Source organism: Deinococcus sp. AJ005, from assembly GCF_009017495.1.
Lineage (GTDB): Bacteria > Deinococcota > Deinococci > Deinococcales > Deinococcaceae > Deinococcus.
Map to the genome: position 1 here is coordinate 2,802,547 of NZ_CP044990.1, position 22,564 is coordinate 2,825,110.

At 64.3% G+C, this 22,564-nt stretch carries 22 protein-coding genes; 10 read left to right on the plus strand and 12 right to left on the minus strand.

Translation table 11 applies throughout. The features are described from left to right. Positions 1-86 precede the first annotated feature (86 nt). The 6 genes from DAAJ005_RS18995 to sat all read left to right on the plus strand — a co-directional run bounded on the left by DAAJ005_RS18995 (position 87) and on the right by sat (position 4,936). Complete coding sequence (locus DAAJ005_RS18995; RefSeq protein ID WP_192930795.1) at positions 87-239, plus strand: hypothetical protein; 153 nt, start codon at positions 87-89, stop codon at positions 237-239. A 38-nt stretch (positions 240-277) separates the two neighbouring features. Next, positions 278-739: a DUF4395 domain-containing protein gene (locus DAAJ005_RS15450; protein WP_151847881.1), complete on the plus strand. Its 462-nt coding sequence runs from the start codon at positions 278-280 to the stop codon at positions 737-739. Between the two features lie 114 nt (positions 740-853). After that, entirely contained in the window at positions 854-2,431 is a 1,578-nt protein-coding gene (locus tag DAAJ005_RS15455) for a nitrite/sulfite reductase (RefSeq protein WP_151847882.1), read from the plus strand. Continuing rightward, a complete protein-coding gene (gene cysC, locus DAAJ005_RS15460) occupies positions 2,428-2,982 on the plus strand; it encodes an adenylyl-sulfate kinase (RefSeq protein WP_151847883.1) in 555 nt (184 codons plus the stop codon). The genes DAAJ005_RS15455 and cysC overlap by 4 nt, the downstream gene beginning before the upstream one ends. Before the next feature lie 122 nt (positions 2,983-3,104). Further along, complete coding sequence (locus tag DAAJ005_RS15465; RefSeq protein ID WP_370519827.1) at positions 3,105-3,698, plus strand: phosphoadenylyl-sulfate reductase; 594 nt, start codon at positions 3,105-3,107, stop codon at positions 3,696-3,698. A 77-nt stretch (positions 3,699-3,775) separates the two neighbouring features. Further along, positions 3,776-4,936, plus strand: a complete 1,161-nt coding sequence (gene sat / locus DAAJ005_RS15470; protein WP_151847885.1) for a sulfate adenylyltransferase — start codon at positions 3,776-3,778, stop codon at positions 4,934-4,936. Between the two features lie 22 nt (positions 4,937-4,958). On the opposite strand, the gene DAAJ005_RS15475 is transcribed toward sat, so the two are convergent. The 6 genes from DAAJ005_RS15475 to DAAJ005_RS15500 form a co-directional block, all read right to left on the minus strand. Then, complete coding sequence (locus DAAJ005_RS15475; protein ID WP_192930796.1) at positions 4,959-5,354, minus strand: Uma2 family endonuclease; 396 nt, start codon at positions 5,352-5,354, stop codon at positions 4,959-4,961. A 215-nt stretch (positions 5,355-5,569) separates the two neighbouring features. Beyond that, positions 5,570-6,403 carry an ATP-binding cassette domain-containing protein gene (locus DAAJ005_RS15480; RefSeq protein WP_151847887.1) on the minus strand — a complete coding sequence of 278 codons (834 nt, stop codon included), beginning with the start codon at positions 6,401-6,403 and terminating at the stop codon, positions 5,570-5,572. Between the two features lies 1 nt (position 6,404). Then, positions 6,405-7,385, minus strand: coding sequence for an ABC transporter permease (locus DAAJ005_RS15485; protein WP_151847888.1), 981 nt, complete (start codon positions 7,383-7,385; stop codon positions 6,405-6,407). Between the two features lie 116 nt (positions 7,386-7,501). After that, positions 7,502-8,503 (minus strand): sugar ABC transporter substrate-binding protein, encoded by a 1,002-nt coding sequence (locus tag DAAJ005_RS15490; RefSeq protein ID WP_151847889.1) that lies wholly within the window; start codon positions 8,501-8,503, stop codon positions 7,502-7,504. 72 nt (positions 8,504-8,575) lie between these two features. Then, positions 8,576-9,580 carry a LacI family DNA-binding transcriptional regulator gene (locus tag DAAJ005_RS15495; protein WP_151847890.1) on the minus strand — a complete coding sequence of 335 codons (1,005 nt, stop codon included), beginning with the start codon at positions 9,578-9,580 and terminating at the stop codon, positions 8,576-8,578. 434 nt (positions 9,581-10,014) lie between these two features. Beyond that, positions 10,015-11,136: a S9 family peptidase gene (locus DAAJ005_RS15500; protein ID WP_151847891.1), complete on the minus strand. Its 1,122-nt coding sequence runs from the start codon at positions 11,134-11,136 to the stop codon at positions 10,015-10,017. Between the two features lie 30 nt (positions 11,137-11,166). On the opposite strand from DAAJ005_RS15500, the gene DAAJ005_RS15505 reads away from it, so the two are divergent. Continuing rightward, entirely contained in the window at positions 11,167-11,826 is a 660-nt protein-coding gene (locus tag DAAJ005_RS15505; RefSeq protein WP_226342471.1) for a hypothetical protein, read from the plus strand. 60 nt (positions 11,827-11,886) lie between these two features. Here DAAJ005_RS15505 and DAAJ005_RS15510 read toward each other — a convergent pair whose 3' ends face one another. Next, complete coding sequence (locus tag DAAJ005_RS15510; protein ID WP_151847892.1) at positions 11,887-12,726, minus strand: metallophosphoesterase; 840 nt, start codon at positions 12,724-12,726, stop codon at positions 11,887-11,889. A 313-nt stretch (positions 12,727-13,039) separates the two neighbouring features. Further along, a complete protein-coding gene (gene hspR / locus DAAJ005_RS15515) occupies positions 13,040-13,744 on the minus strand; it encodes a heat shock protein transcriptional repressor HspR, fused homodimer type (RefSeq protein ID WP_151847893.1) in 705 nt (234 codons plus the stop codon). 301 nt (positions 13,745-14,045) lie between these two features. Here hspR and DAAJ005_RS15520 point away from each other — a divergent pair, with 301 nt between their 5' ends. The 3 genes from DAAJ005_RS15520 to purN all read left to right on the plus strand — a co-directional run bounded on the left by DAAJ005_RS15520 (position 14,046) and on the right by purN (position 17,348). Then, positions 14,046-15,158, plus strand: a complete 1,113-nt coding sequence (locus tag DAAJ005_RS15520; RefSeq protein WP_151847894.1) for an asparaginase — start codon at positions 14,046-14,048, stop codon at positions 15,156-15,158. A 203-nt stretch (positions 15,159-15,361) separates the two neighbouring features. Beyond that, complete coding sequence (locus tag DAAJ005_RS15525) at positions 15,362-16,720, plus strand: dipeptidase (RefSeq protein WP_151847895.1); 1,359 nt, start codon at positions 15,362-15,364, stop codon at positions 16,718-16,720. Between the two features lie 25 nt (positions 16,721-16,745). Next, a complete protein-coding gene (gene purN / locus DAAJ005_RS15530; RefSeq protein WP_192930797.1) occupies positions 16,746-17,348 on the plus strand; it encodes a phosphoribosylglycinamide formyltransferase in 603 nt (200 codons plus the stop codon). 341 nt (positions 17,349-17,689) lie between these two features. Here the strand turns inward: purN and DAAJ005_RS15535 are convergent, their stop codons facing one another. From DAAJ005_RS15535 to DAAJ005_RS15550, 4 genes are all read right to left on the minus strand, one after another. Next, positions 17,690-19,252, minus strand: coding sequence for a DEAD/DEAH box helicase (locus tag DAAJ005_RS15535; RefSeq protein WP_151847897.1), 1,563 nt, complete (start codon positions 19,250-19,252; stop codon positions 17,690-17,692). Positions 19,253-19,710: 458 nt separating this feature from the next. After that, a complete protein-coding gene (locus tag DAAJ005_RS15540; protein WP_151847898.1) occupies positions 19,711-20,292 on the minus strand; it encodes a protein jag in 582 nt (193 codons plus the stop codon). 55 nt (positions 20,293-20,347) lie between these two features. Then, complete coding sequence (locus DAAJ005_RS15545; RefSeq protein ID WP_151847899.1) at positions 20,348-20,827, minus strand: low molecular weight protein-tyrosine-phosphatase; 480 nt, start codon at positions 20,825-20,827, stop codon at positions 20,348-20,350. A gap of 350 nt (positions 20,828-21,177) precedes the next feature. Next, a complete protein-coding gene (locus tag DAAJ005_RS15550) occupies positions 21,178-22,341 on the minus strand; it encodes a DUF418 domain-containing protein (protein WP_151847900.1) in 1,164 nt (387 codons plus the stop codon). Between the last annotated feature and the right edge of the window lie 223 nt (positions 22,342-22,564).

A 22,564-nucleotide genomic window follows, 5' to 3' on the forward strand; every position in this document is an offset into this window, starting at 1 on the left:
GCCACCAAAAGAACACCCGTGCCGCAGAGAGAGGCAGATGGCTCAGCCGAAAGCGGCAATGCTGGGCTAGAAGGTGGCTTGGCCGGATGCAACATTCACCAGACACGCCGATGGTCCTGATCCAGGAGGGCCTGCCACGAGGCGTCCTTCTGATCCTGGCAGCACTCACCTTCGTGGTCATGCCCACCACCCGACTGGAGCAGGACCGCGCCCCGTCTAGTTCACCCGGCACCAGTTGACTTGTTTTGTCATCAATAAAAGCTTACCTTTTTGATCAATGATTACCTCGTCCCCCACCCGCGTCCCAGTCACGCCTGCCCAGACGGACCTGAGTGCGCTGAAATTCAACCAGTACAGCGTGATCGGTGTGACGCTGCTGGCCCTGATTTCCGGCCTGAGCGTGCTGACGCTGCTGCTGGGTGCGGCCATGTTGCTGGGGGCCGTGTACCCAGACCTCTCGCCGCTGCGGGCGGCCTACCGAATGTTCGGGCAGCGGCTGGGACTGCGGCCCGAAGTCGTCGAGGAAGACCCCCGCGCCCATCACTTCGCGCAGGGCGTGGGCGGCGTGTTTCTGCTGGCCTCCAGCCTGAGTGGGCTGGCCGGACTGCCGCTGCTGGGCCTGGGCCTGGGCCTGATGGTCATTGCCCTGGCGAGCCTGAACCTGAGCCAGAAGATCTGTGTGGGTTGCCTGATGTACTTCCAGTACCGCCGCCTGCGCTACACCGTCCTGAGCCGCTAAAACCCTTCAAGTCTCCAGCTTTTCTCAGCCCGGATTTCGCCCGGACTTCACCGCCGAAGTCCGTCCCTGTCGTCGTGCCCAGTTCACCCTCTCCCCCACTGCCGAGGTCTCCCCATGTCCGACATCGAAACCCTGAAAAAAGAGCTGCCGCCCTTCCAGATCTTTGACCTGATCCCGCAGTACGCCGCCGCCGGAGCGATTGACCCGGAGAAAATCGACCTGCTGAAGTGGGCCGGGGTCTACCCGCAGCGCCCCATTGAGGACGGCTTTCTGATGATGCGCGTCAAGGTGCCCACCGCTGAGCTGAGCAGTGACGCCTTAAGGGTGGTGGCGGGCATTGCCGAGGACTACGGGCGCGGGCTGCTGGACGTGACAGACCGTCAGGCGTTCCAGTTTCACTGGCTCAGGATTCAGGACATTCCGGCGATTCTGGACCGGCTGGACACCGTGGGCCTGCACACGCGCGGGGCCTGCGGCGACACCGTGCGCGCCGTGATCGCCTCGCCGTTGGCCGGACTGGACGCCCGCGAGCGAATTGACGTGCGCCCGATTGCTCTGGCAATGGAGGGTAGCCTGAGCGGAAATGTTGACTTTGAAGACCTGCCCCGCAAATTCAAGATCAGCCTGACCGCCACTCCCGAGCTGGAAGGCATTCACCTGATCAACGACATCGGTTTCCTGGCCCACACGGTGGAGGACGAGGTTGGATTTGACGTGTGGGTGGGCGGCGGCCTGGGTGCGGTGGCCCACCTTTCAAAACGTCTGGGTGTGTTCATCCGCCCCGATGAAGTGGTGGAGGTGGGCCGCGCAATTGCCGGAGCCTACCGCGATCACGGCTACCGCCTGAACCGCAAGAAGGCCCGCCTGAAGTACCTGATCAAGGATCTGGGTGTGGAAAAGTTCCGCGAGATCGTGGAAACCGAGTACCTGGGTCGCCCGTTGCGCGACGGCCCCTCTGCCCCAGTGGCCCGCTTCGGCGGCAGCGACGTGCTGGGCGTCAACCCGCAGCATAACGGTCTGAATTACGTGGTCCTGACCACCACCGTCGGGCGCATTGATCCGGCCAAAGCGCGGGCACTGGCGGATCTGAGCGAGCGCTACGGCAAGGGCGTGGTCCGCACCACCGCCTTCCAGAACATGATGATTCCGCACGTGCGAACCGAGGACGTGGACGCACTGGTGGCCGAGTTGGAGCGGCTAGACCTCGCCCCCAAAGCGACGCTGCGCGGAACCACGATTGCCTGCACAGGCACGCAGTTCTGCCGGCTGGCGCACACCGAGACCAAGGCGCGGGTGGCGGGCATGATCGACACGCTGGAGCCGCTGCACAGCGATCTGGACGTGCCGTTCGTGATCAACCTGACCGGCTGCTCCAACGCCTGCACGCGCTATCAGGTGGCCGATCTGGGCTTCATGGGCGCACTGCGTGGGGAAGAGGAAGTTTACAACGTCCACCTCGCGGGCAGCATCGGGCAGGCGCAGCGGACGGGAGCCAAGCTCAAGGGGATTGTTCCCGCCGTCCGCCTGACCGAGTACACCGATAAGGTGTTGACTGATTTCAAGGCCAACAAAACCGAGGGCGAGAGCTTCGTGGAATACGCGGACCGCCGGGGCAACGAACACTTTTTACCGGATACCGTGCTGACCGAACAGACCGCCGGGTTGAATGAGCGCGAACTGGTGGGCGCATGACCGCCACGCTGGAGCGCACGCTCTACCCTGAAGAAGTGAAGATGGGGCGCGTGGTCTGGTTCACTGGCCTCAGCGGGGCAGGGAAAAGTACGCTGGCCGCCGCGTTGCACGCTGAACTGGCGGCACGCGGGGTGGCAGTGGAACTGCTGGACGGCGACGCCGTGCGCGAGAACCTGGGCAGGGGCCTGGGCTTCTCGCGCCAGGACCGGGATACGAATGTCCGGCGCATCGCCTTCGTGGCGGGCCTGCTGGCAAAACACGGCGTCACCGTGCTGGTCAGCGCCATCAGCCCCTACGCCGATACCCGCCGCGACGTGCTGGCTGATCTGCCCAACACCCTGGAAGTCTTCGTGGACGCGCCGTTGGAAGTGGTCACGGCGCGGGACGTAAAGGGGCTATATCTGAAAGCCATCGCGGGTGAGATTCAGCACTTCACGGGTGTGAGCGATCCCTACGAAGCTCCCCAGACGCCAGACCTGCACCTGAAAACCGATGAAATCAGCGTGGATGAAGGGGTGCGGAGGCTGTTGCAGGCGCTGGGGGAAGGGTGACGGCAGGCGCGGGCAGGTTCGCCGCCGAATTGCGACCTCTGTCAGCCTCTCCCAGGGGCGGAAAGGACTCAGAAACCCTCGCTTTGATCAACTGGGCCATCACCACCCACCCCGATCTGCTGATGCCCAGCGCCTTTAATCTGAACGGCGTGGTGCTGATCGATCTGGCGGTGCGGGCAGGCTACCGGGGGCAGGTTGTTTTTGTGGACACCGGCTATCACTTCCCCGAAACGCTCCAGACGCGTGACCGACTGGCGGCGCGGTATTCCGAACTGGAATTCGTGACGCTGAACGCAGGCGCGTCCCCGCAGGATAGGCGCACGCCGCCTGAGCTGTACGCGGCCAACCCCGACGCCTGTTGCGCGGCCCGCAAGGTTGCGCCCCTCCAGAACTACTTAAAACACAAGAACCCGTCTGCCCTGTTGAATGCCCGCAGCCGCGATCAGGCCACCACCCGCGCCGAGATTCCCTTCGTGGAGGAAGGCGGCGCGCGCATCAAGATCAACCCGCTGGCCGAGTGGACGCGGCAGGAGCTGGAAGCTTACGCCGCCGAACACGACTTGCCCGTCAACCCGTTGTACGCCGACGGTTTCCTCTCGGTGGGCTGCTGGCCCTGCACCCGCGCCGTGCGCCCCGGCGAGGACGCCCGCGCCGGACGCTGGGCCGGGCATGGCAAGACCGAATGCGGTCTATGGGCGGGGGACGGCAAGCTCTGATCCTTTTTTTCGGCCAATAGTTGACTCTTTTCATCCACTGCTTCCATCCGCTTTACGATCTACCCAGGAGAAACTCTATGCCCACCCTGCCCTATCCCGTTACTGGCCTGCCCACGCCGCTGGGCGGTACGCTGGTCCATCAGGTGAACCGTGTGTCAGAGGCTGAACTCAGAGGACTGCCCCGTCTGGAACTGTCCGAGCGCAGCGCCGCCGATCTGGACTTGCTGGCAACGGGCGCGTACTCGCCGCTCACCGGTTTTCTGGGCGAGGCCGATTACCTGAACGTGGTGGAACACCTGCGCCTCGCGGACGGCACGCCCTGGAGTCTGCCTATCACGCTGCCCGTCTCGCGTCTGGAGGCCCGTGACCTGCGGGGCCGCGTGGTCCTGACCCGTGACGGCAAGGCGGTAGGCCTGATTGACGTTCAGGAGCAATTCGAGGCCCGCAAACAGTGGGAGGCCCGCGAGGTCTACCGTACCGAGGAAGCCGCCCATCCCGGCGTGGCTGCGCTGTACGCGCAGGGCGAGATCAATCTGGCCGGACCCGTGACGTTGTTCGAGGTGCCGCGCGGCGCGTTCCCCCAGCATCACCGCACGCCCGCAGAGGTCCGCGCCGTGATCGAGGCGCGTGGCTGGCGCACCACGGTGGCCTTTCAGACCCGCAACCCGATCCACCGGGCGCACGAGTACCTGCACAAGGTGGCGCTGGAACTGGTAGACGGCCTGCTGCTGCACCCGCTGGTGGGCACCACCAAGAACGACGACGTGCCCGCCGACGTGCGCGTGGAAGCCTACGAGGTGCTGCTGGACCGCTACTACCCACAGGCCCGCACCCTGCTGAGTGTCTACCCTGCCGCCATGCGCTACGCCGGGCCGCGCGAGGCGATTGTTCACGCGCTCTCAAGGCGCAATTACGGAGCCACCCATTTCATCGTCGGGCGCGATCACGCGGGCGTGGGCAGCTACTACGGCACCTACGACGCGCAGGACATCTTCAGCGCCTATTCCGCCGAGGAACTGGGCATCCGCATCCTGAAGTTCGAGCACACGTTCTATTGCCAGTGCTGCGCTCAACTGGTCAGCCCCCGCACTTGCCCACATGACGCATCGCACCATCTGGTCCTCAGCGGCACGAAGGTCCGCGAGAAGCTGCGTGCGGGCGAGAAGCTGCCGCCTGAATTCACCCGCCCGGAAGTGGCGGAAGTGTTGCGGCAGGCGTACCAGGGAAGTGGAGACTGAAAAAGCGCTGGGGGAGTCTGGGCTACAGACCCACGTTGCGGTAAATCTCGGCCACCGACAGCGAAACGCCCACGCAGGTCAGCTCCACCGACTCTTCCATGGTTTCAAATTGCCAGCCGTCCAATGTGCGGCGGTGGAAGATCATGCCACGCGCCTCGCTGTCCACGATCAGGTAGCCCTGCAAGCTGTCGATGCGCTGGCAGTCGCTGGCTTTGACGGCCAGATCCAGACTGCGGGTGCTGGCGCTGAGAATCTCCACAATTAAGCACGGCTGGGTTTCTACCGTCCCCACCATCTGAGAGTCGTAGACCACCCCGGTGTCGGGCAGGTAATAGCGGCGGCTGCCGTCGCGGATCACACGAACTTTGAGGTCACTCACATAACTCCAGCAAGTGCTGTCTGACAGCAACCCGATCAACGCCCTCTGAATATTTGTGGAGATACGGTTGTGGGGCAGACTCGCCCCGGCCTAGGCATATACGAAGCCGTCCACGTACTCCCAGCGCACCTTTTCCGGGCCGGAAAGGTTCAGGTATTCCCCTTCAGTCATGACACGGAAGTTGGGATCGGTCATAGCCAAAGTTTACCCGCGCTCCAGTCCAGGCGGCGCGGGTCAGAGGGGATGCTTACCGCTCAGTGATCCAGCATCTCCGCACTCAAATCCTCGGGCCGCAGCGCACCAGTCATCACCGAAACGGTGTCGGCCATGCTGATGTTCTTCGGATTCAGGACGGCAGCGCGTTTGCCCATGCGGTGGACGTGGATACGGTCCGCCACCTCAAACACATGCGGCATGTTGTGGCTGATCAGAATGACGGGCAGCCCCTTGTCGCGCACCTTGCGGATCAGGTCCAGCACCATGTTGCCTTCCTTGACGCCCAGCGCCGCCGTCGGCTCATCCATGATCACCACATGGCGCGCAAAGGCCGCGCTGCGGGCCACCGCCACGCCCTGCCGCTGCCCACCCGACAGCGTTTCGACGGGCTGGGACATGCTTTTGATGGCGAATTGCAGGTCTGACATGTAGGCGGTGGCTTCCTCGAACATGCGCTTCTTGTCAATGATCTTCAGCAGGCGGGCAATGGGGCCGGGACGCAGGATCTCGCGGCCCAGGAAGAGGTTTTCGGCGATGGTCATGGCAGGGGCCACGGCCAGATCCTGATACACGGTCTCGATGCCCTGCTTGCGGGCGTCGATGGGGCTACGAAACGATACGGGTTGGCCGTCCAGAAAAATCTCGCCCTCATCGGGAACCACCGCACCCGACAGCGCTTTAATCAGGCTGGATTTGCCCGCGCCGTTGTCGCCGATCACGGCCAGAATCTCACCCGCGCGCAACTGGAAATCTGCACCGTTGATGGCAGTCACGCTGCCGTAGCGCTTGATCAGCCCACGCGCTTCCATGACCAGCGGCTGAGCGGAAACGGAGGGTTTGAGGCCGGGCTGTTGATGCTGAGCAGCGGTCATATCAGGCCTTCCTTCTGGAGAATTGATCGGTGGCGACGGCCAGGATGATCAGAATGCCGGTGATCAGGACCTGATAGATGCTGTTGACACCCGAGAGTGTGAGGCCCACCCGGAACACGCCCACGATGACCGCGCCCAGCAGCGTTCCCATCACATTGCCGCGCCCCCCAAACAGACTGGTGCCGCCCAGCACGACGGCGGTGATGCTTTCCAGGTTCTCGGTCTGCCCGGCGTTGGGATCGCCCGCACCGACGCGGCCCACCAGAATCAGCGCGGCGACGCCGTACAGCAGCCCAGCGGTGGCGTACACGCTGATCAGCAACCTGGTGGTGGCGATCCCGCTCAGACGGGCAGCTTCGGGGTTGTTGCCCAGCGCGTAGAGATGACGGCCCGGCGAAGTCTGGGTCAGGAAGAACCACGCCACGCCGAACAGAACGAGCATCAGCACCGCGCCGAAGGTAAAGGGTGTTCCCCCAATTTTGAAGGTACTGCCCAGGAAGTTCAGGGCATTGGGCAAGCCGCTGACCGTCTGCGAGTTGGAGTAGATCAGGGTGATGGCCTGCACGATGCCCAGCATCCCCAGTGTGGCAATAAACGGCGGCAACCGCAGGCGGGTGATCAGCAGGCCGTTGAGCGCCCCAATCGCAGTGGTCGCGGCCAGGCCGCACAGAATTGCCAGCGCGGGTGGCACGCCGTAGTCCACGGCAAATTTGGTCATCACGATGCTGCCCAGGGCCATGATGAACCCGCACGACAGATCGATCCCAGCCGTCAGGATGATCAGCGTCTGCCCGATGGCGATCACGGCCACGAACGAGATCTGGCTCAGGACCAGCGAGAGGGTCTGGGAGGTGAGGAAACGGTCCGACTGTGTGGCAAAGAAGATGCACGCCAGCAGCAGCGCGATCAGTGGCCCCAGCACGCTCAGGCTGGGGAGGACGAAGCCCCGCCGACCTTTTTCAGAAACGGGAGATGCAGTCATCAGGGTGTTCTCCTGGGATGGGAAGGCATAGAGCCACGGCGCACGGCGGCATGGAAGGCCGCGTGCCGTGACTCAGGGAAGATCAGAGGGTCTTGAGATCAGGAGGTGGTGAGAACTTACTTGCCCCAGCAGTTGGACAGCCCGAACTTGCCGTCCTGGCTCTTGACGCCGCTGACGGGCTTGTTGGTGATCAGGGTGACGCCGGTATCGGTGTAGCCGCTGACCTTCTTGCCGGTCTTGGCGTAATTGACGCCTGCCGTGACGCCCATTGAGGCCATCTTGAGAGGGTACTGCTGGCTGGTTGCGCCGATCACGCCCGCCTCCACGTTGCGAATGCCCGCGCAGCCGCCGTCCACGCTGACGATCAGCACGTCCTTCTCCTTGCCGATGGCCTTGAGGGCCTGATACGCCCCGGCGGCGGCAGGTTCGTTGATGGTGTAGACCAGATTGATGTCGGGGTTCTTCTGGAGGCAGTTTTCCATCGCGGTCTGGCCCTTGGCCTGATCGCCGAAGGAATCCTGCGCGCAGGCCACGCCCGCGTTGATCTGCGCGGTGGTCTTGCTGGTCACGCCCTTCATGCCGAAGCCTTCCAGAAAGCCGTTGTGGCGCGCGATGCCCACGGGCTGACCGGGAAACAGATCGAGCGTGGCGATCACGGCCTTCTTGCTGCCCATCGTCTTCTTGGCCCACTGACCGATCAAGATGCCCGCCTGATAGTTGTTGGTGGCGAACAGGCCGTCCACGGCGCTGGCGGGTTCGGTGGGGCTGTCCAGCGCAATGACCATCACGCCTGCGGCGCGGGCCTTGGCGATGGCGGGAACGATGGCCTTGGAATCGCTGGGCGTGATCAGGATGGTCTTGGCCCCGGCAGCCACCATGTTTTCAATGGCCGTGACCTGTCCGGCGTTGTCACCGTCGGACTTGCCCGCGCCAGTCAACAACTTGGCACCCAGCTTCTTGGCCTCCGCGCCCGCCCCCTCTTTCATCTTGACGAAAAACGGGTTGGTATCGGTCTTGGTAATGAGTCCGATGACCGGCTGGGCGTTCTGGGCCAGCGCGGCGGTCACGGTAACGGCGGCAGTGATAACGGCAGCAAAAACAAACTTGGTGTGGCGCATGGTGGATCTCCTTTGTTGAATGGGGGCGAAGGAACTGGAGGGCGGACGTGAAGCGTTGCGAATCGGGCCGCGTCAGGAACGGTGCGGCGGCCCGGTGGAGTGGCGGATGATCAGTTCGGTGGACAGTTGCAGGTGCACTGGACGGCCTGCGCCGCGCAGCAGGCCAAAAAGCTGCTCGCAGGCATGGACGCCCAGCTCGTAGGCGGGCTGCGCGATTACGGTCAGCGGCGGCGACATGGTCTGCGCCCAGCGCGAATCGTCGAAACCCACGATGGACAGGTCTTCTGGAATTCGCAGGCCCAGTTCACGGGCGGCCAGGACCGCGCCCACGGTCATCTCGTTGTTGCCCACGAACAGAGCGGTGGGCCGCTGCCCGGCTGGCATAGACAGCAGTTCCGTGGCAGCGCGTAAGCCGTCGTCCTCGCGGTGCTGCCCGGAGCGCATCAGTTTGGGACAAGGCGACAGACCCGCCGCTTTCAGGGCGTCGTGGTAGCCCGCCTGACGCTCCACGGCTGTGCTGATGTCCTGCTGGCCCACGATCAGGCCGATCCGGCGGTGGCCCAGCCCGATCAGGTGATCCGTGGCCGCCCGCGCGCCGCCGACATTGTCCACGGTCACCGTGCTGGCCTGCGGATTGCCGCTCACACGGTCCAGTTCCACCACGGGCAAGTTCGGCAGGGTTTTCAGGTGTTCCCGCGTGCCACTGGTAGGAACCACGATCAGGCCCTGCGGCAGGTGGCCGCGCAGGGTATCGATGGCCCGCGCCTCCTTTTCCGGCTGCTCGTCACTGTTGAACAGGAATGTCACGTAGCCCTGCTCCTCGGCAGTGTCCTGCACGCCCTTGGCCAGCAGTGCGTGAAAGGGGTTCAGGATGTCGGCCACGATCAGGCCAATCGTGCGGGTCTCGCGCTGGCGCAGGCTGCGGGCCAATACATTGGGCTGATAGCCCAGTTGCTGCGCGGCCTTCATGACCCGCTTGCGTGTGCCCTCGGCCACCATCTCCGGGCGGCTCAGCGCGCGCGAGGCAGTGGCCGTGGAGACTTTGGCAAGGGCAGCGACATCCTGGATACTCGACATAGCAAACGATTACACCTTTATGGAGAAGAGGTAGATCAAATTGGCAGCTTCCAACGGCAGAAACTGATTGCAAACGATTACATTGAGATGCAGTCAGTGTGCGGTCTCACAGAGCATTTGTCAAGCCCTCATTGTTCTTCTGCTTTCCGGGAATAGCGGTCTGGAGACCTGGAGGCACAGAAAACAGACGAATGCGGCAGTGACCGTCGTCTACCGCCGTATCTCCCTTTGCCAGCACAGGGTTCAGGAGTCGTGCGGCAATTGACGCCGTCACCACCCCCGAATCCTGTGCAGCGGAAGTTTTATACGGACTCCGATTGAAAGGTGTTGGAAACACTTGGAAAACGGGTTCCGGGCGTGGAGTGGAGGAATCGGCGCAGTCCCGATTCCTCCACGAAACAGACGAAATCCGTATTACCCGTTGCCCGAAATGTTCAGCGCACCCTCGCCCGCAACCACGCCGCCATGTCGTTCATCGGCCCTTGCGCCATCGGGGCAAAGTTGTCCAGCGTGAGGTCCTTTGCCGGGCCGAGGCTGTGGCCCAGCCCCGGATACAACTTGAGGGTGTGATCGGTGTTGCCAGCGGCAGCCAGCGCGCTGTTCAACTGCTGGGCGCTGGCTGGGTCGATGTTGCCGTCATTTTCGCCCTGCAAGATCAGCACTGGCATTTTAAGTCTGGGGGCCAGTTCGCCCAGCGTAGGCAGCGTCGTGGCAGGCGTGTACAGGGGCGACTGCGTGACGCTCTGGGCATAGAAAGCCCGGACCATCGGCAATGCCTCGGCGCGCAGATCGATCCTGCCGTCGCCGTTGGTGTCCAGCACGGCAGCAAGCTTGGGCACCTGCGGGGTGCTGTCGCGGGCCAGCAGGAATTGCCCCTGCGTTCTCGCCAGGGCCGAGCCGGGGCCATAAAGTGAGGCCACCACACCCTTCAGATCGATTTTGCCGTCGGGGGCGTAAGGCTCCAGGTACTTCAGGCCCACCCGCTCGAACTGGCGGGTGAAGGCGTCGGCAAAGGCATTCACCACCGGCCCCTGAACGATCAGGCCCTGAGCGCCCACCGCCTGCGCCAGCGACGCCGCCACCACGCTGCCCTCGCTCCAGCCGTAGATGAAGACCTGTTGCGCGTTAATGCCCGGCTGCTTTTTCGCCGTCTCCAGAGCCGTCCCCGCGTCGGCCAGCAGGTCCTTCATGGTCAGTTTGGCGTAGCTTTCCTGCGCGGCCTGTGCGGTGGCGGGATCGAAGGTGGCCGCCGCGTAACGTTTATCGAAGCGCATTACTGCGAAGCCCTGTCGGGCCAGCGTCTGGGCCAGCGTGCCCAGCGATCCCTGAACCTTGCCGCCGTAACTCTGGAAGCTGCCGTTCAGGTCCTCGGGGCCGGTGCCCTGCACGAGCAGCACCAGCGGGGCCACCCCGTTCCCATCTGGCCGCAGCAGTTCAGCGTGGGTGGCCTGACCCCCCAAATCGAGGGGCAGCGCCTGGGTGACTGGGCCGGGTTCGTTCCCCCCAGCAAGAGCGGAACCCAGGCTCAGGGCAGCAGACAGCAGCAGGCGTTTCATGCCTCCAGGCTAGGAGCTAGGCTGCTTGCCATGAAAGCCCAGCAGGGAAGCAGCCCGGCATACACCCTGATTACAGACCGGCGACAGGCGGAAGTGGTGACCAGCCGTGACGAATTGCGCCGCCTCGCGCCGTTCATGGGCCACGAAGCGTGCATTTCGGAGGCCGCGCACCGACTGGGCCTGGGAATCACGGCCACCTACAAAATCGTCGCGCGTTTCGTGGCGCTGGGCCTCCTGGAAGAAACCCGGCAGCAGCGGCGGGCAGGCCGGGCGATCCGGTATTACCGCGCCCCCGCAGCATTCTTCGTGCCGTTTCATGTTCTGGGACTGGAGGAAATCGGCGAGCGCAACCGCCTGACGCAATTGCACCGTTTCGAGCGCAGCTTCGCGACCTCGGTGCGCCACGGCTTTGCCCCGGACTGGGGGGCGCTCACGGGAGCGCTGCCCTCGGGTGAGACGTACTACGAGATCGCCTCGCCGGACGGGCAGATCTGGGACCCATTGGCAGACGACGCCACGCTGATCCTCTCCGGCTGGAACCTGATCCGCGCCACGCCGCAGGAGGCGCGCACCCTCCAGCGCGGCCTGATGGCCCTGATCACGCCGTACCTGAACCGGGAAGGGGAAGGCGGCGAGCAGTACCTGCTGGGCACCTTCCTGTGCCGCGATCACGCGGACCACCAGACGTAGAGGCTGCGTTCCGGGCGAAGTCCACCCCAGTGCGGCTGATGACCGGGTGTGATCAATGGCTCAGTACGGCGGATTCCCACCCGGATTCGAGATCACCTCGGCGATTCCCCCATCGTCCAGCCGGGCAATGAATCCAGCGTCGTCGCGGTAGGCCATGCCGCTGTCCATCGCCACACACAGCCTTTCCGCGTAGGGAATGGGCGCGCCTGCCCCCAGCGTCGGGCCGTGCAGGTACTCGTCGAGCAGCACGTAGACGGGGGTATGCCCATGCGCCAGATGGTCCCCGCCAAACGTTTTCAGCATCCGGCGGGCCGCCTTCTCGCCGCCGCCCAGCGCAAAGGCGAAACGGTCTGCAAAGGTATTCAGAAACGCGCCCCAGGCGTCGGCGTCTCGTTTGAGGATCAAGGCGTTGACGTGACCGTTGACCTCTGCGACGCTCTCGCCCAGGCGCAGGTACATCGGGCTGTCGGCATGGATCAGCAGCCAGGAATCGATCCGGGCCACCGCAGGCCGGGCCTCCAGCCACGCCAGATCGCCGGGGTCCAGCAGCGTCAGATCGCGTTCCTGACCGCCGTTGTTCTGCCAGTACTCGTGGAAACCCAGCGCGTCTTTGGGATCGCTGCGGCGGAACAGCAGCGCCGCCATGAACATGACCTCATGGTTGCCCAGCAGCGCCGTCACCGCGCCCCCGAATTCGGCGGCCTGCACTTCCAGGCTGCGGATCAGGCGAATGACCTCGATGCCCTTCGGTCCCCGGTCCACGTAATCGCCCAGAAAGACCAGATGCGCGTCCCCAGCCGTCCAACCGCCATCGAAGTCGATCAGTCCCGCGCGCAGCAGCATGGCCCGCAACTTGCCATATGCGCCGTGAACGTCCCCGATGACCCACAGTTCCCTCAAGGCGTGGCCTCAGAGCAGGCTTGCGGGATGGTCAGACCGATTGGCACAGGAAAGACAGCTCCAGACAGGACAGACGGCGGCCAACAGCGCATCCCGGCAGCGTTCCCTGAGCTGGATATCCCCATGAAATCGCGGGCCGGATACAGCGCCGTGGCCCACCGTGGCACGTGACCGTCGGGAGACGTCTTGAGGTGGGCAGGACCGCTGAACACATTCAGAAGTGTAACGTTTCTAACGTCCAGACCCGGCTCCTCATTTACTTCCCGCCATGCCGCCCACACCCGCTCGCAGGCCAGGGACGGTTCCCAGCCGCCTAGCCTTCTTCTTCTTCGTCCTCCGGGGAAGGCAGGGTCCGCAGCTTGGTCATGCGCTCGCTCAGATCGTCCTGGATGCGGCGCACGTTGCCTTCCAGATTCGAGCGTGCGCCGTCCAGCTCGTGCCGCAGACGCATGATTTCTTCTACGCCCGCCAGATTGACGCCCAGTTCCTGCGTCAGTCGCCGGATTTCGCGCAGATGCTCGATGTCGCGCTCGGAGTACAGGCGCGTTTTGCCGCTGCTTCGGCCCGGGCTGATCAGTTGCTTGCGCTCGTACAGGCGCAGGGTTTGCGGGTGCATGTCCACCAGTTCGGCGGCGATAGAGATGACGTACACCGGGCGGTCCCTGGGATCAGTCCGCCCCCCCTCGCTGCTGGGCAGGGCAAGGGCGCGGTCCCGCAACTCGTCCTCAATGCGCGTGATCTCGGCCTCGAACTCGCCCTGGAGGTCATCGAGTTCGTGCTGGAGGCGCATGACTTCCTCAACGCCCGCCAGATTGACGCCCAGTTCCTGCGTCAGCCGCCGGATCTCGCGCAGATGTTCGATGTCGCGCTCGGAATACAGGCGGGTTTTGCCAGTGCTGCGGCCCGGACGGATCAGGCCCTTGCGCTCATACAGGCGCAGCGTCTGCGGGTGCATGTCCACCAGTTCCGCCGCCACCGAGATCACATACACCGGGCGATGTTTAGAGTCCGAGACCATAAGTTAGGCTGAGTATACCCGAAGCAACCTTGATGAGAATGCAGTGCAGGGCAGAACGCGAGGGCGTTGCCCAAACATCCACGCCGTTACGCAGCCTGTATAGGTTTCCTGGCCTCGAGTCCATAGACTCCCGAATTCATCGGCTATGATTTTCCTAGCTCTGCATTCTGTTTAAATAAATTTTTACAGAATGCACAAAAAGAGTTATTACGGATTTGAAATTAGGCAGATTACGGCAATCCGTCCCATTATTTCTGTTCGCCTACCCATACGCCCCATCACCACCACTTCAAGGAGTGCCATGACCCGTTCCAGCCACACCCTGCTCTGCTCTGCTGCTCTGCTGCTGCTGACCGCTCCGTTGACCACACTGGCGCAGACCGCGCCCGCGACGCCAGCGGCCCCGGCTGCCGCGCCCGCGCCAAAGCCCAACCTGCCCAATGTCGTGATTCTGGCGACGGGGGGCACCATCGCGTCCTCGGCGGCGTCCAGTACGCAGGTGGTCAACTACTCGCTGAGCCAGACGGTGAATAATCTGATCAACGCCGTGCCAGCGGTCAATGACGTGGCCAACGTGACGGGCGAGCAGGTTGCCGACACGGGCAGCCAGGACATGACCCCGGAGATCTTGCTGACACTGGCCAAACGCATCAACGTGCTGCTGGCCTCGCCGGACGTCAGCGGCGTGATCGTGACCCACGGGACCGACACCATGGAAGAGACCGCCTATTTCCTGAATCTGGTGGTCAAGAGCGACAAACCAGTGGTCATCGTGGGATCGATGCGTCCGTCCTCGGCCCTCAGCGCCGACGGCCCGTTCAACCTGTACGAGGCCGTTCAGCTCGCCGCCGATCCGAATGCCAGGGGCAAGGGCGTCATGGTGCTGCTCAATGACCGCATCGGCGCGGCGCGCTTTATCACCAAGACCAACACCACCGCCCTGGACACCTTCAAGTCGGCGGAACAGGGGTATCTGGGGGCTTTTGTGGGGGGCAAGGCGTACTTCTATAACCAGCCCGTTCAGGTTCATACCAAGGATTCCGAGTTCGACGTGACCAATCTGACCAGCCTGCCCCCGGTGGAAATCGTCTACGGCTACCAGAGCAATGGCGGCGCGATGTACGACGCTGCCGTGGCGGCAGGGGACAAGGGGATCGTCGTGGCGGGGACCGGGGACGGCACCATCTCGACGGCCTCCAAGCCGAGCATCGCCAGCGCCGTCGCTAAGGGTGTGGTCATCGCACGCTCGACCCGGACGGGAAGCGGAACCGTGGCCCCCGCACCGGACGATCTCAAGAACGGTTACGTCTCGGCCAACTCGCTGAATCCGCAGAAGGCCAGAATCCTGCTGATGCTGGCGCTGACCAAAACGAAGGACCTCAACAAGATTCAGGACTACTTCAACCGCTACTGAGAAACCGCGCAGGCGTTTGACACCCAACCCAGCGCCCCAAACCAGCGCATGGAACGGCTCCTTCCCCTTTGCGGGAGAGGGGCCGTTTCACGCACATAGGAGCCACGGGCAGCCTCTGGATGCAGACCATCTCAATTCTGGATCAGACTTTAAACCGTCGCTCCCCTCACAGCTCCCTCCGCCCCACCCTCTATCATCCCCACATGACCCAAACGGACCTTTCCAGCGCCCTGAACCGCGACGACGCCAACGCCGAACTGTTTGAGTTGCTGCGGATTCCCAGCGTCAGCGCCGATCCCAGCCACAAGGCGGACATGACGAAGACGGCAGAATTCCTGCGGACCAAGCTGGAATCGCTGGGCTTCACGGCGCGGGTGGACGAGACGGGCGGGCATCCCGCCGTATACGCCGAACACCTGAAAGCGCCCGGCGAGCCTACCGTGCTGCTGTACGGCCACTACGACGTGCAGCCCGAAGCGCCACTGGAAGAATGGGTCACGCCGCCCTTTGAACCCACCGTACGGAATGGGCGCATCTACGCGCGTGGCAGCACCGACGACAAGGGCCAGATGTACGCCCACATCCGTGGCGTGGAACTGCTGCTCTCGCAGGGCGAGTTGCCCATCAACGTCAAGTTCTTCATCGAGGGCGAGGAGGAGATCGGCAGCCCCAGCATCGTGCCGTACCTGAAAGCGCACGCGGACGAGCTGAAAAGCGACGTGATCGTGATCAGCGACGGCAGCCGCTTTGCCCCCGACGTCCCCACCATCACCTACGGCGTACGCGGCCTGAGCTACGTGGAAATTCACGTCCAGGGCGCAAACCGCGATCTGCACAGCGGCAGCTACGGCGGGGCCGCCCCCAATCCCATCAACGCCCTGTGCGAGATCATCGCCAAGCTCAAAGATGACAAGGGCCGCGTGACCATTCCCGGTTTTTACGACAACATTGAACCCCTGACCGACGAGGAGCGCGGGATGTGGGCCTCTCTGCCGCAGGACGACGGCGAATTCGCCGCCAGTATCGGCGTGTCCGCGCTGCCCGGCGAGGAAGGCTACAGCGTGCTGGAACGCCTGTGGGGCCGCCCAACGCTGGACGTGAACGGCATCTGGGGCGGCTATCAGGGCGAGGGCAGCAAGACCGTGATCGCGGCGAAGGCCGGGGCCAAGGTGTCCATGCGTCTGGTTCCCGGTCAGGACCCCGTGCGAATTACCAAACTGATTCAGGACTACGTGCCGACGATTGCCCCAGAAGGCGTGACGGTCAAGGTCATCGATCACCACGGCGGCCAGCCGATCAAATTCGACACCTCCAGTGAGTACGTGAAGGCGGCAGACCGCGCCCTCCAGCGCGTGTACGGCAAGCCCGCCGTGTTCGCGCGCACCGGGGGCAGCATTCCCATCGTGGCCTACTTTGCCGAGATTCTGAAAAGCCCGGTGCTGTTCGTGGATATGGGCCTGAACGAGGACGCCCCCCACAGCCCCAACGAGAGCTTTGCCGTGCAGGACTACCACAACGGCATTCTGACCAGCGCGTACCTGATTCAGGAACTGGGCAAGTGAGCGGAAGGCGGGAAGCAGGTTGCCCATGAATCTCGCCTTTCTCGCCTCCCATGGCGGCAGCGCGGCGCGGCACCTGACGACAGCATGCCGGGCCGGGGAACTGGACGCCACGCCCGTCGCTTTAATCAGCAACAACAGCCGTTCCCCCGCGCTGGAATGGGCGCGGGAGGAGGGTCTACAGACGGCCCACCTGAGCAGCGCGAAATACCCGAACCCGGATGAACTGGACGCCGCCATCCTCGAAGTTCTGCGGGAGGCAGACGCCGATCTCTTGATCCTCAGCGGCTACATGCGCGAGCTGGGGCCGCGCGTGCTGAATGCCTTTGCCGGACGGGTGTTGAACATCCATCCCAGCCTGCTGCCCCGGCACGGCGGGCGCGGCATGTACGGAGACCGGGTGCATCTAGCCGTGCTGGAAGCAGGTGACACCCGGTCCGGTGCAACAGTGCATCTGGTCACGGCGGGCATCGACGAGGGGCCGCGTCTGGCACAGCAAGAAGTGCCAGTGCGTCCCGGCGACACGCTGGAAACCTTGAAAGCCCGCGTGCAGGCCATCGAAAGCGAGTTGATGCTGCGGGCTGTGAGGGAACTGGTTCAGGAGCTAGCACCGACAGGTGCGAGAACGTAGAACCAATCGACTTCGATTGAGCAAAGCATCTGCCCCACAAAACCCCACCAAAACGGCAACCGAAGGCCGTCGGGCGCGCAGCGGACGGGCCGCATTCAGCGTGACGAAGCCGGGCATCAGACCCGGATATCGCCGCTTTCTCCCGCCCACAAAATCCGAGAACTCGTGCCCAGCGCAACGCTAGCTCCCCCTGCCCCCCTGGGGTAGGGGGCTGGGGGGCGGGGCGGCCCGAATAACGCTGCGGCCCAACACTCCCCACGACCCAGAAGGCCATCCGACAGGCCACAGCCAAAGAAGAAGGACGGGCCTACCCTCGCGCCCGTCCTGCTTATCTTTGCTGCTTAGCTCCGCCCACGTCCGCCCCGGCCCCGCGCAGGCTGCGGCCCCACACGGCCCGCACCTGTACCAGCCCCGCCAGATTCTGAGCGCCGCTGGCCCGAAGGCTGGGCGGCACGTCCACCGCTGCTCTGGCCCCGGTCCGAATGCCCGGTCTGTCCACGGCCCTGGGACTGCTGACCACGAGACTGTCCGCCGCCCTGTCCGCCCCGGCCCTGTCCGCCGCCCTGACCCTGGCTGCGGCCACGTCCGCCGCCGCTCTCGCCGGGCATCAGGCCGTTGCCGGAGCCGCGCCCCTGCTTCTCCTGGATGTTGCGGTCCACCTGTGCTTCCTGGTTGGTCAACGGCGGGTGCAGCGCGGGCGGCAGGTTGCGGCGCACGGTCTGCCACAGGCCACGCTGCTCAGGAATCAGCAGCACAAGGTTCACGCCGGGACGTCCCGCACGGGCGGTCCGGCCCGAGCGGTGAACGTGGTCCTCGGCGGTCTGGGCCACATCCATGTGAATGACCAGACGCACCTCGGGCAGATCAATGCCGCGCCCGGCGATGTCGGTGGCCACCAGCACGCGGGACTTGCCCTCACGCAGCAGGTCCATCGTGCGTTCGCGCTTCTTCTGGTCCATGTTTCCCTGGAGCGGGCTGACGATCTCGCCGGGCATCATCTGTTCCAGACGTTCGGCGCGGCGTTTGACCAGGGACTTGGTGCGCGAAAAGATGACCACGCAGCCGCCCGGCTCCCGCAGCGCTTCACGGGCCTGCTCGGCGGCCACGTCCATCACGTCGTCGCGGGTGGTGTGGACCAGCAGGTGGGTGGCACCTGTTGCGCCGCCCAGAATGTCGTCCTGGTTGGAGTTCTCGGCGCGGGCGGCGGGGGCGATGTCGATGCGCTCCGGGTTGACCATGAACTGCTGCGCCACGCTCCGGATCTCGGCGGGGAAGGTGGCCGAGGCCATCGCAATCTGAATTTTCTGCCCGGTCTGTGCCTGACTCTGGGTCTGCGCCGAACGCAGGATCTCGCCCACGTCCTTCAGAAAGCCCAGCGACAGCAACTCGTCGGCCTCGTCCAGCACCACGTAACGCAGACCAGCAAGGTTCAGTTCGCGGCGGCTGATCAGGTCTTTCAGGCGGCCCGGCGTGCCGGAGATCAGGCCCTTGCCCGTCGCCTCACTGCGGGTCTGCCCCGGCGTGATGCCCCCGGTGATGCGCCCGGCGGTCATGCCCAGCTCACGCGCTACGTCACGGATCTGCACGGCCAGCTCACGCGTGGGCGTCACTACCAGCACTTCCGGACGCATCCCACGCACGGGGTTCATGCCGATGCCCCGCGCGGCGGCGGGAATCAGAAAGGCCAGCGTCTTGCCGCTGCCGGTGCGCGCAGTGGTGATCACGTCACGCCCGCTCAGCAGCGCGGGAATAGCCCCGGCCTGCACAGGGGTGGGCGTGTCATGGCTCAGCATCTTGCGCCAGTCGGCAGTTTGTACAGCGGCAGGCTGAGACTGGCTGTGCTGGGGCTGCTGCTGGGCGTCGTTCTGGGGGCGGGGACGGTCTAGTGTGCGGGTTCGGGTCATGGGTGTCCTATGGATGCGTCCACAAGGGAACGCGCCGGAAATCGGCTGGGAAGAGGTCTTCACTTGAATAAAGTGTCAGGAAGTGGAGCTTAGAGGGCCGCGTCAGACTGCAAGACATCCTCGCGGCAGCAGTCCGGGCACCTGGGGCAGAGGCACCTGCGGGGGCTTTGGGACCACCCGCGTTCACCCCCACTATGCCGCATTGGCGTGAGGAGAACACGAACCCAGCTCACGAGTCGCCGCGAAATCAGTGTCACAGAGATGGGGACGGATCAAGAGTCAGTCTCGTTGCCAGCCGTCTTCAGAAGAGAGGACGGGGGGCCAGAAAACCGTCTCAGCCAGCCATCCCCTTCCCTTGTGAGTGGAGACCGCCCGCAGAGACGAATTTGCAGAGCTGCGAAACATAGAGGGTGCAAACTGGCCTGGTCTGGCTAGAAAGTAGGGTTTCCGCTCTCCCGCTAGCCGTGCCGGGGCTTGATCACCAGTCGGCGGGACGCGCCCTCGCCCACGCTCTCGCTCATCACGTCGGGGTGTTCCTTGAGGGCAATGTGGATCACGCGGCGTTCGGCAGCGGGCATGGGCTGAAGCTCGTGGGGTTCGCCACTCTTGGCGACGCCGATGGCGAGGCGCTCGGCCAGCTTGCTCAGGGTATCGGCCTGCCGTTTGCGAAAGCCGCCGATGTCCACGCGCACGCGCAGGTCTCCCCGGCCTTCCTGCTTGGACAGGACCGTGTAAGCGATGACCTCAATGGCCCCCAGCGTGCGCCCGTCGCGCCCGGCCAGTCGGGCCGCGTTCTCACCGCTGATCTCGGCCTCGATAGCGTCGTCGACCTCACGCACGGTCACGCTCAGCTCGGGATCGATGCGGGCGATCAGGCCGCGCAGAAAGCGTTCCAGTGTCCCTCTGGCGTCCGTGTCTGCGGCCTCCAGCACGGGCGCAGAATCGGAGGCATCGGGCATGGGCGGCGGCGTGACGCTCTCGTCCGCCTCGCTGATGCCCAGCTCCGCGAGGTAATCGTCGAGATTCGTGCGGTTGTCCATGCTCTGCAGTCTACCCTGCCCCTCTCACGGGTTTCCCACACGGCCCCGGAAGGCTTCACTGCGCCTGTTTCCGCTCTGCCGCGAAGGCCCGCGCGCTGCGTTCCAGCATGGCATAGACGTCTTCAAAGCCGTCTGGGCCGCCATAATATGGATCAGGCACGTCCGCGCCGGGAGCCTGCGAATCCCACTCGCGCATCAGGTGAAGTTCTGCCCGCGCGTCTTCCGGGACCAGGTGCCGGGCATGGCTCAGGTTCTGGGCGTCCATCGCCACGATCACATCAAAGTCCTTGAAATCCTGCGCGGTCAGTTGGCGGGCGCGGCCATCCAGGTTCAGCCCATGCGCGCGGGCCACCTCGATGCTACGTGGATCGGCGGGGCGGCCCACATGCCAGTCTCCGGTTCCGGCGCTGTCCACCGTGGCCCGCACCCCAGCGGCCTCCAGTTCACGGCGCAGCAACGCTTCGGCCAGCGGGCTGCGGCAGATATTACCCAGGCACAGCGCCAGCACGCGCAACGGTTGATCGGGAGAGGTCATATGGGGGATTGTGGCATGGGGAAGAGGACGGTCAAAAGGTCTAAAAGCTTGAAAATTCTGAGTCTTCAGACGTTTTGACACCCCGTTTAGGGCTTGAGCGAGCGAGCCTCCAGGCTGTCTGGGAGAGCGCTTTGCGTACATTGGGAGGCGACACCGCCATTTTGCTGAAGCTATAGGGTTCAGTGGCCAGAAGCTGTTTTTTCGATGTGCTGCACCTTGAGGGCGGGAAATCATTCAACGCCGAGCAGAAAACATGGCTTGTTCAGGTTGAGGAGAAAATGGATTCGTCTTGTTGCCGTCCCAGAACCACTTTCCGGGATTGGCATCAAGCCCTAAACGAGGTTTGACATTCAGACCCGCCAGTACACCACCCGCCGCACCAGCCATTCCAGCGGGCCAGTGCCAAAGCGGCGCAGCCACCACGCACTGATCGGCAGTTGGATCAGGCCCAACACCAGGGCCAGCCCCACCGCCGCCGCCGCGCCCCACCGCCCGAACTGCGCGCCCGCGTAGGGATAGAACATGGCAGTCATGATCAGGCTCTGGGAGATGTAATTGCTCATGGCGACGCGCCCGCCCGCCACAAACACCCGCAGCGGCCCCAGGCGATCATGCACGGTCAGCAGGCCGATGAGGCCCACGTAACCCAGCGCCGAGGCCAGCCCACCGCCCATACGGACGGGAATGGCGAGCAGCCCGCTGGCATAATCTCCACGCGTGTTCAGCCACGCCAATAGCGCGCCCAGCGGCAGACCGATCAGCAGGCCCCAGAAGGCCAGCCCTCGCAGCAGCCGGGGATGTTCGTGTGGGCGTAGCAGCACCCCCGCGCGCCCCGCCGCCGCGCCCAGGCAGAACAGCGCCAGCAGCCACGCGCCGTTGTACAGGCTGCCCCCGATCAGATCGCCCAGGAACTCGGCAGCCCGCCCGGAGACCACTTCCGGGTAGGATTGCCCGGCAAACAGGGCGGGCAGGCCCGTGAATCGGCCCGCCCCCAGATTCTGTGCCAGCGCGGCAAACCCTTCCAGCAGGCCCAGGCCCAGCCACCACACGCCCAGCACCGCCGCCAGCGTCAGCAGTCCGTGCACTGTCAGCCGGGCTGTCGCCAGCAGCGCAAAGGCCAGCACCGCATACAGCGAGATGATGTCGCCGTGCCACACCAGCACGAAATGCAGCGATCCCACTGCCAACAGCACCAAATGACGGCGCAGGAACACGCCCAGCCCCTGCTTTTGCAGCAGCCCCGCCGCACCCCAGCCAAACAGCATGGCGAAGATGCTGATGAACCGCCCGTTGGCAAACACGTCGGTCAGCACCTGCACGGCGCGGTCCAGCCCGGTCTGGGTCCATTCCCGAAAGCCCGCGAAATCCTGCGCATTGACCAGCAGAATGCCCAGCAGCGCCAGCCCCCGCAGCACGTCCGGCAGCGGGGCGCGCGTTTTGACGGGGCCGCGCTGGATGCCGACAGATTCAATCCGGGCTGGCGGCGCGGCGTCCGGCGGCAGCGGGGCGGTCATGGCAGGCAGGCTAGCGCGCCAGGTGGCGGGGACCATGATGGACCAGACATTCACGGGGCAACGGGCAACCGGGAACAGCGCCTCGTATGGCCCCCGTCCGCACCCGAACATGAAAGATCGGGAAGCACCATTGCCCCCGCCCCTGTCAGAGATATGCTCAACTTAAAACTGAATATTCAGGGTCCATGCCCCTCATGTGGAGTGCCCCGCATGGGTTTTATCG

Coding starts and splice junctions, on each gene's coding strand:
- DAAJ005_RS15480 (WP_151847887.1), bottom strand. CDS start 6,403: ATGACCGCTGCTCAGCATCAACAGCCCGGCCTCAAACCCTCCGTTTCC.
- hspR (WP_151847893.1), bottom strand. CDS start 13,744: ATGGTCTCGGACTCTAAACATCGCCCGGTGTATGTGATCTCGGTGGCG.
- DAAJ005_RS15535 (WP_151847897.1), bottom strand. CDS start 19,252: ATGACCCGAACCCGCACACTAGACCGTCCCCGCCCCCAGAACGACGCC.
- DAAJ005_RS15455 (WP_151847882.1), top strand. CDS start 854: ATGTCCGACATCGAAACCCTGAAAAAAGAGCTGCCGCCCTTCCAGATC.
- DAAJ005_RS15485 (WP_151847888.1), bottom strand. CDS start 7,385: ATGACTGCATCTCCCGTTTCTGAAAAAGGTCGGCGGGGCTTCGTCCTC.
- sat (WP_151847885.1), top strand. CDS start 3,776: ATGCCCACCCTGCCCTATCCCGTTACTGGCCTGCCCACGCCGCTGGGC.
- DAAJ005_RS15520 (WP_151847894.1), top strand. CDS start 14,046: ATGACCCGTTCCAGCCACACCCTGCTCTGCTCTGCTGCTCTGCTGCTG.
- purN (WP_192930797.1), top strand. CDS start 16,746: ATGAATCTCGCCTTTCTCGCCTCCCATGGCGGCAGCGCGGCGCGGCAC.
- DAAJ005_RS15550 (WP_151847900.1), bottom strand. CDS start 22,341: ATGACCGCCCCGCTGCCGCCGGACGCCGCGCCGCCAGCCCGGATTGAA.
- DAAJ005_RS15540 (WP_151847898.1), bottom strand. CDS start 20,292: ATGGACAACCGCACGAATCTCGACGATTACCTCGCGGAGCTGGGCATC.
- DAAJ005_RS18995 (WP_192930795.1), top strand. CDS start 87: ATGCAACATTCACCAGACACGCCGATGGTCCTGATCCAGGAGGGCCTG.
- cysC (WP_151847883.1), top strand. CDS start 2,428: ATGACCGCCACGCTGGAGCGCACGCTCTACCCTGAAGAAGTGAAGATG.
- DAAJ005_RS15490 (WP_151847889.1), bottom strand. CDS start 8,503: ATGCGCCACACCAAGTTTGTTTTTGCTGCCGTTATCACTGCCGCCGTT.
- DAAJ005_RS15500 (WP_151847891.1), bottom strand. CDS start 11,136: ATGAAACGCCTGCTGCTGTCTGCTGCCCTGAGCCTGGGTTCCGCTCTT.
- DAAJ005_RS15545 (WP_151847899.1), bottom strand. CDS start 20,827: ATGACCTCTCCCGATCAACCGTTGCGCGTGCTGGCGCTGTGCCTGGGT.
- DAAJ005_RS15495 (WP_151847890.1), bottom strand. CDS start 9,580: ATGTCGAGTATCCAGGATGTCGCTGCCCTTGCCAAAGTCTCCACGGCC.
- DAAJ005_RS15505 (WP_226342471.1), top strand. CDS start 11,167: ATGAAAGCCCAGCAGGGAAGCAGCCCGGCATACACCCTGATTACAGAC.
- DAAJ005_RS15450 (WP_151847881.1), top strand. CDS start 278: ATGATTACCTCGTCCCCCACCCGCGTCCCAGTCACGCCTGCCCAGACG.
- DAAJ005_RS15525 (WP_151847895.1), top strand. CDS start 15,362: ATGACCCAAACGGACCTTTCCAGCGCCCTGAACCGCGACGACGCCAAC.
- DAAJ005_RS15465 (WP_370519827.1), top strand. CDS start 3,105: ATGCCCAGCGCCTTTAATCTGAACGGCGTGGTGCTGATCGATCTGGCG.